Consider the following 13,741-nt stretch of genomic DNA (forward strand, 5'->3'; position numbering starts at 1 on the left):
TCGACTTACCCGTCCCGGCTTGCTTTGCTCTCGCGGTGGGTGGGAGATCGCTGGGGCGACGGTTCGGCTGGTTGTGGGCGGCGTACGCGGCGAGCGCGTTCGGAACCAGGTTCGCGTTCGACGCGTTCAGCCTGATCGCGATCACGGCGCTGGGCGCGGGCACGACCGAGGTCTCGTTCCTGGCGGCCGCCGGGCTCGTCGCCGGCGCCGTGGTCGCACTGCCGCTCGGCCCCTGGGTCGAGTTCCGCCGGAAACGGCCGGTGATGATCGCGATGGATCTCGTCCGCTGCACGGCGCTGCTGACCGTCCCGGTGGCCTACGCGGTCGGGTTGCTCGGCTTCGGCCAGCTTCTCGCCGTGTCGGTCGTCGTCGCCGCGGCGGACATCACGTTCTCGGCGGCCGGCGGGGCTTTCCTGAAGACTCTGCTGCCGCCGGAAGATCTGCTGGTCGCGAACGCCCGGTTCGAATCGACGACCTGGACGGCGACCGTGCTCGGCCCGCCGCTCGGCGGTTTCGCCGTCGGCCTGTTCGGACCGGTGATCACGATCGCCGCCGACGCGGTCAGCTACCTGCTTTCGGCACTCGGCATCCGGGCGATCGGCGGTTCGGAACCGCCACCCGCGAGGCGGGAAGGTCCCCGGCTGACCCGTCGCGACCTGTGGGAAGGCTGGCGGTTCATCCTCAGCCACCCGGTGCTGCGGCCCCTGTTCGTCAACACGATCATGGTCAACGGCCTGATCATGGCGACCGCACCGCTGATGGCCGTCCTGATGCTCGGGCAGCTCGGTTTCGCGCCTTGGGAGTACGCGGTGGCGTTCGCCGTGCCCTGCCTCGGCGGGCTGATCGGATCGAGGCTCTCCCGAAGCGTGGTCGCCCGGTACGGCCGGGACAAGGTTCTCTTCGTCGCCGGTTGGCTGCGGGTCTGCTGGCCCGTCGGGCTCGTCTTCGTCCAGCCCGGCGTGCCCGGGCTGATCCTGGTGATCGTCGTCGAGTTCTGCCTGATCACCTGCATCGGCGTGTTCAATCCGGTGCTCGCCACCAGCAGGCTCGAAACGGTGCCCCTCGACCGCGCGGCGCGCACGCTGTCGGCGTGGTCGATCGCCGGCAAACTCACCACCGCGGCCCTGACCGCGCTGTGGGGGCTGCTCGCCGCGTTGACCGGTCCGCGTGCCGCGGTCGGCATCGCCGGGGCGCTCATGCTCGCGACGCCGCTCCTGCTCCCTCGAAACCGTCGGAGGGCTGTGCCAGTATCTGCGCATGTCGATCAAAAGAGTGGTGGCCGACCTCGAGACCAAGTCACTCGAGCAGGCGAAAGCCTTCTACGAACGGGTGCTCGGCTTCGAAGTGGTGATGGATCACGGCTGGATCGTGACCCTGGCCGATCCGGACCGTCCGGAGGTGCAGTTGAGTCTCATGACCCATGACGAGACGGCGCCCGTCGTCCCCGCCGTCTCGATCCAGGTGGACGACGTCGACGCGGCGTACGAGGAGGCGAAGGCGTCCGGTGCCGAGATCGTGCACGCGCTGACCGACGAGCCGTGGGGCGTCCGGCGATTCTTCGTCCGCGATCCCGGTGGCCACGTGGTCAACGTGCTGTCGCATCGCTGAAGTCGTTTCATCAGAATTTCATGACGCCTCCCTAACGTTCGAACACGCACCGTAGTCGAACGGAAGGGACGATGAATGTGAAGAAACTCAGGGGGATCCTGGTGGCGGCCGCGCTGGCCGCCGGGCTGATCGGCGTCACCGCGCCGTCTGCCCAGGCCGACCAGGCGCGGTACTACATCCTCGTCGGCGGCACCTGCGACGGCGCCGCGACCGTCTACGACGACGCCTGGTTGCGGGGCGGGATCCGGAAGGTGGTCCACTACCCGGCAGGGGCAGCCGGAGCACCGAACTGCGACCAGACGCCGATGGACCAAAGCGTCGCGCGCGGGCACGAAGAAGCCCGTCGTGTCGTCCAGAGCTCCTTCGACGAGAACCCCGGCGCGGAATTCACCGTCGTCGGCTACTCGCAGGGCGCGCTGGTCGCCAACCTGGTGCTGAACGACATCGCCGACGGGAGGCTGGCCGTGGACCGGTCACGGTTCAGGGCGAAGATCTTCGCCGACCCGATGCAGCCCGTCGGTCCGCCGGGACGCGGGATCAGCGCGGTGCTCCCGCCGGGCACCGGGGCGCCGTCGCCGTTCGGCGGCTACGTGTCCTTCGGGCCCGGCCGCACCGATTTCGGCGGTATCCCGTTCATCCGCTACTGCATCGAGACCGACGGCGTCTGCCACTTCGACACCATCGAAGCGCCAGGCGGCTACTTCGCCCAGCACCTGTGCTACCAGTGGGCGCGGCCGACCGATCACCGCTCGATCATGGAGGACACCATCGCGGACGGCGTGTACACCAACGGCTCGCACGCGTTGCCGCGGCAGAACTGCCGTCCGCCGTGGCCGGTGGCGTGATCGGCTGAAGACGGCTGCCGCCCGGCGCCCGATCGCCGGGTGACAGCGGTCCAGGTGATGGCCCGCCCACGATGTCGTGGGCGGGCCATCGTCGATCCGTTCGGTGAGGGTGGTGTTGCCCGCGTCGACATGGGCGAGAATGCCCAGACTGCGGACGGTGGGCAGGGGGCGGTGATCTCCGGAGCTCGGACTGCGCGATTCGGGCGAACGCTTTCGCCGTTGCGGGGCGACGGGAGGGAGACGCGAAAAGTCAGGCGTTCGGCAACGGGTCGGTGCCAACCGCGCGGCAGCCACCGGAGACGCGGCCCGGGAACCGGTTTTCCGCGGATTCGGAGGAAACCGGGCGAGGACCGACCAGTTTCCCGCGGCGCCGGTGTCCATCCTTTCGGAGGACACCACAGGAGGAAGGAACCGGGCATGGGGGCGGACGAGCTGCTGAGCTTGGCGAGGACCGGTGACGGCGAGGCGTTCCGAGAACTCGTCGCGCCGCACCGCCGTGAGCTGCAGGTGCACTGCTACCGCATCTTGGGCTCCGTGCAGGACGCCGAGGATCTGCTGCAGGAGACGTTGCTGGCCGCGTGGCGCGGGATCGGCGCGTACGAGGAACGCGCGTCCGTGCGCACCTGGCTCTACCGGATCGCGACCAACCGCTGCCTCAACGCGCTGCGGGCAGGCGACCGCCGCCCGTACGACCACGCGGCCTACCGGCCGGAGGTCCCGTTGCCCGAGCCGTCGCGCCGCCGCCCGGAACCCAGCTGGCTGGAGCCTTACCCCGACGTCCTGCTCGACGGGATCGCCGATCAGATGCCTGGCCCGGAGGCGCGCTACGAGGCCAGGGAGTCGATCTCGCTCGCGTTCCTGGCGGCACTCCAGCAACTTCCGCCGAAGCAGCGGGCCGTGCTGGTGCTCCGGGACGTCCTCGGGTTCCGCCCCGCCGAGGTGGCGGGGATCCTCGACACCACCGAGAACGCCGTGACCAGCGCGCTGAACCGGGCGCGTTCGGCGCTGGCCAGAGAAATGCCGGATGACCGCCGTGAGACCGCTCCCCTGCCGGATTCGCCGCGGGAACGCCGGATCGTCGACGAGTTCGCCCGCGCCTTCGAGGCCGGTGACGTCGAGGCCATCGTGGCGCTGCTGACCGACGACGCGTGGCTGACCATGCCCCCGCTTCCCCTGGAGTACCAGGGTCCGGACGCCGTCGGGCACTTCCTGGCGACCGTCGCGCTCCGCGACGACCGGCGGTACTCGCTGATCCCGACCCGCGCGAACGGTCAACCCGCCTTCGGCTGTTACCTCCGTGATCCGAGGACGCCGATCGGGCACGCGCACGGGGTGCTCGTGCTGGAACTGGCGGGCGACCGGGTCACCGCGGTGACCCGGTTCCTCGACAACTCACTGCTCGCCGCTTTCGGGCTTCCCCGCTCGCTGCGCGGCTGACTCCCGCACTTCCGTGGCCACGCCCCGCCGGGCGCGTGCCCGGTCACGCCCGAAAACACCTCCCGCCGAGGAGAAATCTCGACACCCGAACAGACGTGGGTTCTGGGGCTCGCGTCACTGGCGTCGTTCATGATGGCGCTGGACAGCCAGGTCGTGACGACGGCGCTGGGATCTGACCGCGTCGATCGAGCAACTCGAATGGACCGTCAACGCCTACAACCTCAGCTTCGCCGTCTGGCCGCGCTCCGGGAACTCGGCGTGGCACGGGTGTCGTATGGCCCGCGGTTCTATCGCGCGGCGCTGGAGGGTTTCCGGACGACCATCGGGAAGCTGTAGCCCTGAAGGCCCGGGCCGGGGTGGTCGTGAGTGGCGATTCGGGTCGTCGAGAGGTAGGACGAACTTGGCGTACTGAAGTCGGAGGCAGACGAGAAATCGCCGAAGGGGCCTGGCGTGACTTCAACAGTCCACAAGGGACGTCACGACCCCCAGTGCCCGCTATACCGACGCCGTGGATTTCTCTCGCGGAGGTACTTGAAGGCCTCCTTTCTTGCGCCTAGCGCAGGAAGGAGGCCTTCAGGTACCTCACGGTCGCCCCAGGCGCACCGGCGCAGCCACACCCCTGCCCGAAGTACGTGAAGGCCCGAGATCAGCCCAAGCCGGAATGCGATAGGTACCCAAGACACTCTCGGCCCTGGCGTCCTCACCACTCACGCACCCCCGCACCCGTCACTTGCAGAATGCGGTGTCCACAGTGGCCATGACCGCATTGGCACCCTTCTCCGTGTCGCCGAAGGTGCCCGGCATCGCGGTCACCGCGAGTCCCACGGTGCGGCCGTCTTCCGTTGCCCCACCGCGGGTTTCGAAGCCGTGGATGTCCCCGCCGTGCCCCCAGTACACGCCGCCGCAGCTGAGCGGGTTGCTCATCAGGCCGAGGCCGTATTTCGTTCCCGGGAACAGGGGCGCGTCGACCGTCTTCCGCATTTCGGCCAGCTGAGGGGCGGGCAGCAGCCTGCCTTCGAGCAGTACCCGGAAGAACTTGCCGAGATCACTGGGCGTCGAGATCAGCTGCCCGGCGGCGCCGCCCCAGGACGGGTCCAGCTCGGTCGCGTCGATCACCTTGCCGGTGGCGGCGTTGCCGATGGCGTAACCCTGCGGATGCCGTCCCTGGATGGTCTGATCGCCGACCTGCGGCCAATAGGTGTGCTTCAGACCGGCCTTCTTGATCACGCGTTCGGTGATCTGCTCGTGGAGCGGGCGTCCGGTCACCTTCTCGATCAGCATGCCCGCCAGCAGATAGCCGGTGTTGCTGTACTCCCACTTGGTGCCCGGGGCGAACTTCGCCGGATGACTCAAGGCCGCGGCGAGCAGTTCGTGGTTCGGCACGTACCGGTGCTGCACCTGCTCGAAGTTCTCCAGCCCGAGGTACTCGGTGTAGTTCGGCAACCCGCTGGTGTGCTGCAACAGCTGCCGGACGGTGATCTTGGTGGCGTCGATGCCCTCACCGCGCACGATCCCGGGAAGGTACTTCTCGATCGGCGTGTCCAGCTCCACCTTGCCCTCGGCCACCAGTTGCAGGACGGCGACCGCCGTGAACGTCTTGGTGTTGCTGCCCGCCCGCACGGTGCCGTCCCGTGGCACGGGCACCTGGCGATCGATCCGCGAGGAACCCGCGACCAGCGACGCCGTACGTCTTCCATCGGCCACGTAGGCGAGGGCAGCCGGGAACTTCTCCTGACGCACCAACGAGTCGAGGCCTTTCTGCAGCTCGGGCCCCTTGGCCGGGGCCGCGTCCGCCGCCGTGGTCCACGCGGCGCCCATCAGCCCCGCCACCGTCAGGACCACGACACCCTTGCGTACTGTCATGCGCACTCCTTGCTCGACCGGATCGACGCCTACGATCGTGGTCGAATCGGGTGTGAAGATCAGCAGTGCAGGCTGCCGAATCAGGGGTAGCGCTGGCGCTACCCCTGGTCTTCCGTGAATATTTTTCCACCAGAATTCGTCCCACCATTGTCCGCGCGTCCGGTAGCTGGCTAAGGTCAGTTCGGTAAGTGGACTAGACCACCCGAGGCCGGGAGGCGACGATGCCCCTCGACGAACAGCAGACCTGGGCAATGCTGCGAGAGCTGGACGAACCCGGCCACTGGGAGGTGCCGCACGACTTCGACGGACCGGCCGAACGGGCTCGATTCGAGCGACTGGCCGAACGGTTCGGCCGCCGATTCGGCTGCGTCTGCGCTGTCGAGCGCCACGTCCAGGACGCCAGTCACCTCGGCAGGATCGTGATCCCGGCGAGCGCGACCGCCGCCCGGGACCAGGTGACCGTCACGATCAGCAATTTCGGCGGTCTCGTCGCGGTGACACTGGGAGATCCGGGCAGCTACGACGAAGACGAGGAACGGGAGTTCTTCCCGGCGCCGGTCCGAAGACAGGTGGAAGACGAGCTGGAGGCGCTCGGCTACCTGCCCGTCTCCGAACACCCGTTGTGGACCAAGTACACGGGAATCAGCGGATTCGACGCCCTCTACCCCCCGGACCGGCCGCCGTCGTGGTGGGACCGGTTCTTCGACTACCTCTAGGCGTCGCCCGGCGCGAGCGCGCCGGCGAGTCCCGCCGCGTTCGGCACGCTGACGAGCACCTCGTCGAACGGGAGCCCGGCCACGAGCCGGGGACCCGGTTCGGGCAACGCGACGACGATCGCTACTGGCACGTCGCCGGAATGGTCCACCTGAACCGGAACGACCCCGCGCTCTTGGTGCACCGGCGGGCCGGGACCTACTGACGCTCGATCTCGGACGTCCGGTGAGCCGGGTGCTCGTCGCCGCGATCACGATGTTCGGAGTGCTCCCCGGGCTCGGCATCGGCACGTTGCCCGAGAAGGGCGCCTGATCACAGGGCGTTACCCTGAAGCCATGACGTCGCAGAAAACCCCTCAAACGATGAAGCCCGCGACAGCGGCGAAGAAGCTGGGTGTGTACCTGGAGGCAACCCCGGCGGAGTTCCAGGAGGGGGTCGTCTCCCGCGACGAACTGAACACGCTGCAGGCCGAACCGCCCGAGTGGCTGCGGGAGCTCCGCCGCACGGGGCCGCACCCGCGGCCGGTCATCGCGGCGAAGCTGGGCATCTCCATCAGCGGCCTGGCGCGCGGCGGGATCACCGAGGCCCTCACCACCGAGCAGATCGACGAGATCAAGACCGCCGCCCCGGATTGGCTGAAGCGGGAGCGCGAGACCCACGCCGAGGTCCGCAAGGAAGAGGCGCGGGTCAAGGCCGCCCGTAGCGAAAGCTAGCCCCGGCGGCGGCGCTTGCCGCCCTTGGCCGCTCCGCGCTGTCCAGGCTGCGGTCTCCGGCCGGCGGTCTGCGGGCGCTTGCTCTTCGCCGGCGCCTTCTTTTCCGGTGTCTGCTTCTCCGGGGCCGGCTGCCGACCCCGGGTGCTGTTGACGGTCCGGCCGCGGACGATCCCGATGAACTGTTCCATCAGGTCGGAGGTCTCTTCGTCCGGCCAGGACAACGCGACGCCGGATTCGGGGGTGCCGGAGATCGGACGGTAGGTCAGGTCACGCCGGTGGTGCAGCCGGGCTAGCGACTGCGGGACGACCAGGACCCCGACACCGGCGGCGACCAGCTCGACGGCGTCCGCCGTGGTGGCGGGGCGTTCCAGCGCGGGTTTCCCCGCCGGCCGCTCCCAGTCCAGCGTGTCGTCGAGCGGGTGCAGCACGACGTCGTCGGCGATGTCGTCGACGGAGACCTCGTCCGCGGCGGCGACCAGGTGATCCTTGGGGACGACCACGACGGTCGTCTCGGTGTAGAGCGGGATCGCGTGCAGTCCCTCGCGCTCGATCGGCAGCCTCAGCAGGACGGCGTCCACCTCGCGCTCCCGCACCAGCGTGGCGGCCTCGGCCGCGGTCGTCTGGACGAGCTCGAGCGGGACGTCGGGCGACCGCTCGTTCCAGATCCGGACCCACTTCGAGGGCGTCACGCCGGGGACGTACGCGAGCTTGAAGGAGACGGGTGTGTCCGGGCCGGTCATGGGGGCAAGGTTACCGGGCGTGAGGTGACCGGTCGCAGGCACGCGCGACGCGCACCCCATCGGTCCGTGAAGGACTCCTTGAGGGACTCTGGGTCCCTCAAGGAGTCCTTCACGGGCTTGGCGGGCCGCTCACGACGAGCCTGCCGCGGAGTCCGGGGCGCGGCGGATGGGCAAGGACATGGCGATCGTCGGCTTCGACAACGACGAGGAAAGCGCGTACAGCCTGCCCTCTCTCACGACCATCGCGCCGGACAGGGCGGCGATCGCGCGGACCGCGGCCCATCTGCTGCGGCGGCGTATCGCGGGCGGGAGCGACCTCGAACCGGAAGACGGCCCAACGTCGTTCTCGCTGGAGATCCGGAACAGCACGATCGTCCGACACCGCAACTAGGTGACTAATTGCGGAGTTTCGCGGCGCGTTTCGGGGGATCGCCACCTTCGTCACCTCGTCGCCGGGCTGGTCTACGCGGCGATCGCGGTCATCGGCTTCCCTTGAGGGTGGACGGTCACCCTCCGGTCGATCGGGCCGGCCGCCCTCGGGCTGCTCGCCGCCTTCGGGATCCGCGCCCTTTACCGTCGCGGGCCAGGCTTGGTCTCCCGGACGACGCGGTAGCGCGGATTCGCGCTCACCCGTGACTCGACCTCGCCGGGCAGGCCGTCGAGTGCCGCTTGGATGGCCGCGAGCCTGCCCGCGGTGTCCGACGTCTCCTCGAAATGCCGGTAGTCCGCCTCGCTGGCCCAGCTGACGACGTTGACGACCCGCGTCCCGTCCACGCTCGCGTGGAACCGCGCCGAGACGTAGCCGGGGTGGAACCGGACCCAGCGGTCCTGGATCTCGGCGAAGGCCTCCACCAGCGCCGCCTGGGTCTCCGGTCCGTCCACGGCGTACTCGATGATCGAGTAGAAACCCTTGTCCTCGCTCATATTCGCTCCTCGAAGTTGTTGGTCAACCCAGGTTTCACCCTCGACCTCGGTGGAGATCAAGAGTGATCTGCCCGACACAACGGACATATTGCTCCGGCCGGACCTGGTGGAAAGCGGTCCCCTCGGCAAGGATCGCCCGATGCGCGACAGCAAGACGTTCGACCTGATCGCCCGAGGCGGGCTCATCTGCTACGCGGTCGTGCACCTCCTCGTCGCATGGCTCGCGGCGCAGGTCGCACTCGGCGACAAGGCGAAGGCGGACAAGGCGGGCGCGCTGCAGATGGTGGTCGCCGAGGGCGGCGCGTGGCTGCTCTGGCTGATCGCGGCCGGGCTGGCCGTGCTGGCGTTGTGGCAGCTCAGCGAGGCGATCATCGGCCACCGGCACGTGGAGGCGAGGCGGCGGACGGTGCGCCGGATCGTCAGCGGGATCGAAGTCGTGCTGTACGGTCTCGTGTCCTACAGCGCGGTGAAGATCGCCGTCGCGGGCGCGGACGACGGGCAGGGCTCGTTCGTCGCCGGGCTCCTCGCGAAGTCGTACGGACAGGTTCTGGTCACCTGCGCCGGGGTGGCCGTGGTCGCGGTGGCGGTCTTCCTCGCCCAGCGCGGATTCCGGAAGACCTTCGTTCGCGAGCTCGACTTCGGCGGCGCCTCCCGGTCCGCCCGGACCACGACGATCCGGCTCGGGCAGATCGGCTGGATCGCGCTCTCCGCCGCGTACGGCACCATCGGCGTGCTGACGATCATCGCCGCGGTCACCTTCGACCCGGCCAAGGCGAGCGGCCTCGACGCCGCACTGAAGACGCTCGCCGCCCAGCCGTACGGTGGCCCGATGCTCCTCGTGCTCGCGTCCGGGATCGCCGCGTTCGGCGCGTTCGCGCTGCTGGACGCGCGTTTCCGCAAGATCTGAGCTGCCCGGCGAACCGACCTGTGGCACCGTGTCAGACGTCTGGAGGTCGTGATGGCAGGTGTGGTCGAGCGGATCCGTGAGCGCGGCGAGGACGATCGGCAGACGCGGATCGTCGAAGTGCTGGTGGAGGCCTTCGAAGACCTCATGCACGCGGACGCCGACGCGTTCCGCCGCAAGTTCCGGAAGATGGCGGCCGCCCCGTTCGCCTTCTACCGGGGTTCGGCGTGCCTGTTCTACGCGGACATGGCACACGAGCACGATCCGTGGGCGAACGAGAAGACCGGCCGGGTGTGGATCCAGGGCGATCTGCACGCCGAGAACTTCGGCAGCTACATGGATTCGTCCGGAACGCTGGTGTTCGACGTCAACGATTTCGACGAGGCTTACCTCGGATGCTTCACCTGGGACCTCAAACGGCTGGCCGCCAGTGTCGCACTGCTGGCGTGGAGCAAGGCGATCTCCGACGACGACATCGAGACACTGATCGGCACTTATCTGCGCGCCTACGTCAAGCAGGTCCGCGAGTACGCCGAGCGGCCCGGCGACGAACTCGTCCGGCTCCAGCTCGACAGCACCGAGGGCGTCCTGCACGACATCCTGCTCAGAGCCCGCCTCAAGACCCGGATCGGTCTGCTCGACGAGCTGACCAGCGTGGAGGACTACGACCGCCGGTTCCGGCACGGGCCGGGCGTGCGGGTGCTCGAGCGGGCCGAACACGACGTCGCGACCACGGCGTTCGAGTCCTATCTGGACACGATCCCGGAGCACAAGCGGTTCGGCAGCATCACCTATCGCGTGAAGGACATCGTCGGCCGGACCGGCTTCGGCATCGGCTCGGCCGGGTTGCCCGCGTACAACATCCTCGTCGAAGGCCGGACACAGGCACTCGAAAACGACGTCGTCCTGTCGATGAAACAAGGGAACGTGGCGGCGCCCAGCCGGATCGTGGCCGAGAAGAGCATCCGCGAGTACTTCGCCAACGAGGGGCACCGCACCGCCGTGTCCCAGCGCGCGTTGCAGGCGCACGCCGATCCTTGGCTCGGGTACACGGAGATCGACGGGACGGGGTTTGTCGTCTCGGAGTTGTCGCCCTACGTCGACGACCTGGACTGGTCGGAGCTGACCGAGCCGTCGGAGATGGGGCCGGTGCTCGGCCATCTCGGCCGGGCCACCGCGAAGATGCACTGTGTGTCCGATGCGGACTCCGAGCAGACACTGGTCGATTTCCAGAGCGAAGAGGCCATCGCCGGGGCCATCGGTGATCGCGAGGACGAGTTCGTCCGCGAGCTGACCGAATTCGGGATGGGCTACGCCGAGCAGTCGCGGGAGGATCACCGGTTGTTCGTGGACGCCTTCCGCGGTGGGAAGATCCCCGCCGTCCGGCCCGCCGCGGAGGGCTGACCGGACGGCCAGGGCCCGTTATTCGCGGAGGCCGATCGCCTCGATCGGCTTCGCCCGCAGCGCCACGCGGGTGGCGAGGCCGAGCGAGACCAGCCCGAGCAGGATCGCCCCGGCGATGACCCCGCCGAAGACGGTCACCGTTCCGGACGGCAGCGGCGTTCCGCGCAGGCCGAGGTTCAGCAGCACCAGGGGAATCCCCGCCACCACGGTCCCCAGCAGTGCCGCGACCCCCACCGTGGCCAGTGCTTCGAACCGCATCATCCGGATGACCTGTCGCTTCGTGGTGCCGATCAGCCTCAGGAGCGCGAACTCCCGCGAGCGCTGCGCCGTGCTCATCACCAGCGTGTTGGCCACCGAGATCACGACGTAGCCGAGGATCACGCCGACCGCGACCAGGTTCACGTAGAACTGGGCCTGCTGCTGCCCGCCGTCGGGCGCGGCCACCGCCGACCCCGGCGTCACGACCAGCCCCGGATAACGGTTCGCGAGGTCGTTCAGGGCGGCGGTCACGGTCGCGGAATCCGCGTCGGGCTGCTCCCGCACGAGCACCGAATCGTCCATCCGGTCACCGGTGTGCGCCCTGGCCAGCTCCGCGGGCAGCACGTAGCGACCGAAGGCCTGGTCGCGGGTGTAGGTGGCGACCAGCCGCAGCTTCGCCGGAGCGCCGTCTCCGTGGTAGAACTCGACCTCGTCGCCGATCTTCTTGTCGTACCAGTCGGCTTCCGCTTCGCTCATCGCCACGGTGTTCCCGGTCAGGTCGGTGATCTTGCCCGAGACGATGCCCAGATCCAGATTGCCGCGCACCTGGTCGCCGTCCAGTCCGTGCGCCGCGTACCGCTCGACGCGCAGGCTTTCCTGCTCCTGCACCGTGTTGATCACCTCGGTGCGCACCACCGGGGTCGCGGCGGCGACCCCGGGGATCCGCCGTGCCGCCTCGGCGACCTCCGGCGAGAGCCCGCCCGTGCCACTGGCGAGCACGTGGTCCGCGGTGGTCGACTCGACCGTCTCCTCCTGCCGCGCGGCGGCCGCGGAGGTCTGGCTGTAGAACATCGTCAGCGCGAACGAGACCGCCAGCATCACCGGCGTCACCGCGGCGGCGAGGCGGCGCGAGTTGGCCTGGTTGTTCGCGGCGGCGAGGTAGCCGCTGATCCGCGACGTCCGGTTGAGCACCGGGGCGATCAGCCTGGTCATGACGGCGACCACCTTCGGGCTGACCACGGCCAGCCCGATCACGATGAGCAGCGACGAACCCCCGGAAGCCGCGAGCCCCGCGTCACCGCGGACGAAGATCGGGACCATCGAACCGCCGAAACCGGCCACCACGAGCGCGAGCCCGACGACGACCCGCACGCGGCCGAGTTCACGCCGTTCCACCGCGGCTTCGCCGAGTGCCTCCACCGGGCGGATCGACGACGGGCGCCGCGAGGCCGACCACGCGGCCAGCCGGGCCGTGCCGAGGCCGAGCACGAACGCGGCGACGAGCGGGATCGGGCTGATCGCCAGTTCGAAGTCGGGCGGGATCACGCCGATGGCCCCGAAGGCGTTCCTCAGCCCGAAGCCCACCGCCACGCCGAGGCCGCTGCCCAACACCCCGGCGACCACCGCGACCAGCATCGTCTCGGCGCCGATGAGCTTGCGGATCTGCTGGGGAGTCGCCGCGACCGCCCGCAGCAACGCGAACTCCCGGCGACGCTGGTTGATGACCAGCGCCAGGGTGCTGGCCACGACGAACACCGCGATGAGGAGCGCGAAGCCACCGAACGAGCCCGCGAGCGCCATCAACAGCATCCGGGTCTGGCTGACGTCGAGGAACTCGACCGTGCTGCGCTCGACCCCGGTCGTCACCGTCACCGTGTCGGTGCCGACCGCTTCGCGGATCCGGTCGGCGAGGTCACCCGGCGTCACACCCGGGTCCGCCAGCACCCCGATCGCGTGCGCCTGGCCGGGTGCTCCGGCGAGTTCGACGGCCTTCTCCGGTGAGAAGAACACCGCGGACTGCCGGCTGAAGCCGTCTCCCGACTTCGGGGCGGCGATCCCCGAGACCCGGAACTCCACCGGGGTCGAGCGGATGGCGACCTTCACGGGCCGCCCGACCGACGCCCCGCCCCGGGCGGCCAGCTCGGCGTCCAGGACCACCTCGTCGGCCCCGGCGGGCGCACGGCCCTCACGCAGCGAGAACGGCGCCAGCGCGGCGGCGTCCCAGTTGTGGCCCAAGGACCGGCCGCCTTCCGGCCCGTTGAGCGCCGTGCCATCGGCCGCCACCACGTTGGCCGGGAAGCTCTGTTCCGTCACCACGCCGCGGACCCCCGGCAGCGCGGAGATCTTCCCGGCGAGCGTCACCGGCACCGAAGCCTGCTCGGCGACCTGCTGGGTCTCGAGCGGACCGGTGCCGGGCGGGTCGACCGCCTGCTTGCCGCCCACGACGACCGCCGCGTCGGCGTACCGCTGGGTCGGGACACCCGCCCGCAGACCGGATTCCATCAGGACACCGCAGCCGGCGACCAGCGCCGTCCCGCAGAGGATCGCGATGAACGCGCCGACGAAGCCGCTCAGGCGGGTCTTGATCGTCTGCCATGCCAAATGCCACAT

15 protein-coding genes are annotated in these 13,741 nt (G+C 69.4%); 10 read left to right on the forward strand and 5 right to left on the reverse strand.

Features of this window, described 5'->3' with window-relative positions; translation table 11 throughout:
- Positions 1–35 precede the first annotated feature (35 nt).
- From P3102_RS20480 to P3102_RS20500, 5 genes are all read left to right on the forward strand, one after another.
- Positions 36–1,424 carry an MFS transporter gene (locus P3102_RS20480; protein ID WP_276360943.1) on the forward strand — a complete coding sequence of 463 codons (1,389 nt, stop codon included), beginning with the start codon at positions 36–38 and terminating at the stop codon, positions 1,422–1,424.
- Positions 1,330–1,608 carry a VOC family protein gene (locus P3102_RS20485; protein WP_276360944.1) on the forward strand — a complete coding sequence of 93 codons (279 nt, stop codon included), beginning with the start codon at positions 1,330–1,332 and terminating at the stop codon, positions 1,606–1,608. Before P3102_RS20480 ends, P3102_RS20485 begins: the two co-directional genes overlap by 95 nt.
- Positions 1,609–1,679: 71 nt before the next feature.
- Entirely contained in the window at positions 1,680–2,453 is a 774-nt protein-coding gene (locus P3102_RS20490; RefSeq protein ID WP_276360946.1) for a PE-PPE domain-containing protein, read from the forward strand.
- 417 nt (positions 2,454–2,870) lie between these two features.
- Positions 2,871–3,890 carry a sigma-70 family RNA polymerase sigma factor gene (locus P3102_RS20495; RefSeq protein ID WP_276360948.1) on the forward strand — a complete coding sequence of 340 codons (1,020 nt, stop codon included), beginning with the start codon at positions 2,871–2,873 and terminating at the stop codon, positions 3,888–3,890.
- Positions 3,891–4,088: 198 nt separating this feature from the next.
- Positions 4,089–4,226: a hypothetical protein gene (locus P3102_RS20500; RefSeq protein WP_276360949.1), complete on the forward strand. Its 138-nt coding sequence runs from the start codon at positions 4,089–4,091 to the stop codon at positions 4,224–4,226.
- Between the two features lie 390 nt (positions 4,227–4,616).
- On the opposite strand, the gene P3102_RS20505 is transcribed toward P3102_RS20500, so the two are convergent.
- Complete coding sequence (locus tag P3102_RS20505) at positions 4,617–5,753, reverse strand: serine hydrolase domain-containing protein (protein ID WP_276360951.1); 1,137 nt, start codon at positions 5,751–5,753, stop codon at positions 4,617–4,619.
- 221 nt (positions 5,754–5,974) lie between these two features.
- Here P3102_RS20505 and P3102_RS20510 point away from each other — a divergent pair, with 221 nt between their 5' ends.
- Positions 5,975–6,469, forward strand: coding sequence for a hypothetical protein (locus P3102_RS20510; protein ID WP_276360953.1), 495 nt, complete (start codon positions 5,975–5,977; stop codon positions 6,467–6,469).
- On the opposite strand, the gene P3102_RS20515 is transcribed toward P3102_RS20510, so the two are convergent.
- Complete coding sequence (locus tag P3102_RS20515) at positions 6,466–6,600, reverse strand: hypothetical protein (RefSeq protein ID WP_276360954.1); 135 nt, start codon at positions 6,598–6,600, stop codon at positions 6,466–6,468. The genes P3102_RS20510 and P3102_RS20515 overlap by 4 nt on opposite strands.
- A gap of 202 nt (positions 6,601–6,802) precedes the next feature.
- On the opposite strand from P3102_RS20515, the gene P3102_RS20520 reads away from it, so the two are divergent.
- Entirely contained in the window at positions 6,803–7,180 is a 378-nt protein-coding gene (locus P3102_RS20520) for a DUF5997 family protein (protein WP_276360955.1), read from the forward strand.
- On the opposite strand, the gene P3102_RS20525 is transcribed toward P3102_RS20520, so the two are convergent.
- The gene (locus P3102_RS20525) at positions 7,177–7,920 is read right to left on the reverse strand and encodes a LysR substrate-binding domain-containing protein (RefSeq protein WP_276360957.1); all 744 of its coding nucleotides are present in this window, start codon (positions 7,918–7,920) and stop codon (positions 7,177–7,179) included. The genes P3102_RS20520 and P3102_RS20525 overlap by 4 nt on opposite strands.
- Positions 7,921–8,086: 166 nt before the next feature.
- Between P3102_RS20525 and P3102_RS20530 the strand changes: the two genes are divergently transcribed.
- A complete protein-coding gene (locus P3102_RS20530; protein WP_276360958.1) occupies positions 8,087–8,311 on the forward strand; it encodes a substrate-binding domain-containing protein in 225 nt (74 codons plus the stop codon).
- A 179-nt stretch (positions 8,312–8,490) separates the two neighbouring features.
- Here the strand turns inward: P3102_RS20530 and P3102_RS20535 are convergent, their stop codons facing one another.
- A complete protein-coding gene (locus P3102_RS20535) occupies positions 8,491–8,844 on the reverse strand; it encodes an antibiotic biosynthesis monooxygenase (protein WP_276360959.1) in 354 nt (117 codons plus the stop codon).
- A 49-nt stretch (positions 8,845–8,893) separates the two neighbouring features.
- Here P3102_RS20535 and P3102_RS20540 point away from each other — a divergent pair, with 49 nt between their 5' ends.
- Entirely contained in the window at positions 8,894–9,751 is an 858-nt protein-coding gene (locus P3102_RS20540) for a DUF1206 domain-containing protein (RefSeq protein WP_276360960.1), read from the forward strand.
- A gap of 51 nt (positions 9,752–9,802) precedes the next feature.
- Complete coding sequence (locus P3102_RS20545) at positions 9,803–11,152, forward strand: DUF2252 domain-containing protein (RefSeq protein WP_276360962.1); 1,350 nt, start codon at positions 9,803–9,805, stop codon at positions 11,150–11,152.
- Between the two features lie 18 nt (positions 11,153–11,170).
- Here the strand turns inward: P3102_RS20545 and P3102_RS20550 are convergent, their stop codons facing one another.
- Positions 11,171–13,741 (reverse strand): FtsX family ABC transporter permease, encoded by a 2,571-nt coding sequence (locus tag P3102_RS20550; RefSeq protein WP_276360963.1) that lies wholly within the window; start codon positions 13,739–13,741, stop codon positions 11,171–11,173.

The organism is Amycolatopsis sp. QT-25, assembly GCF_029369745.1.
GTDB lineage: Bacteria > Actinomycetota > Actinomycetes > Mycobacteriales > Pseudonocardiaceae > Amycolatopsis.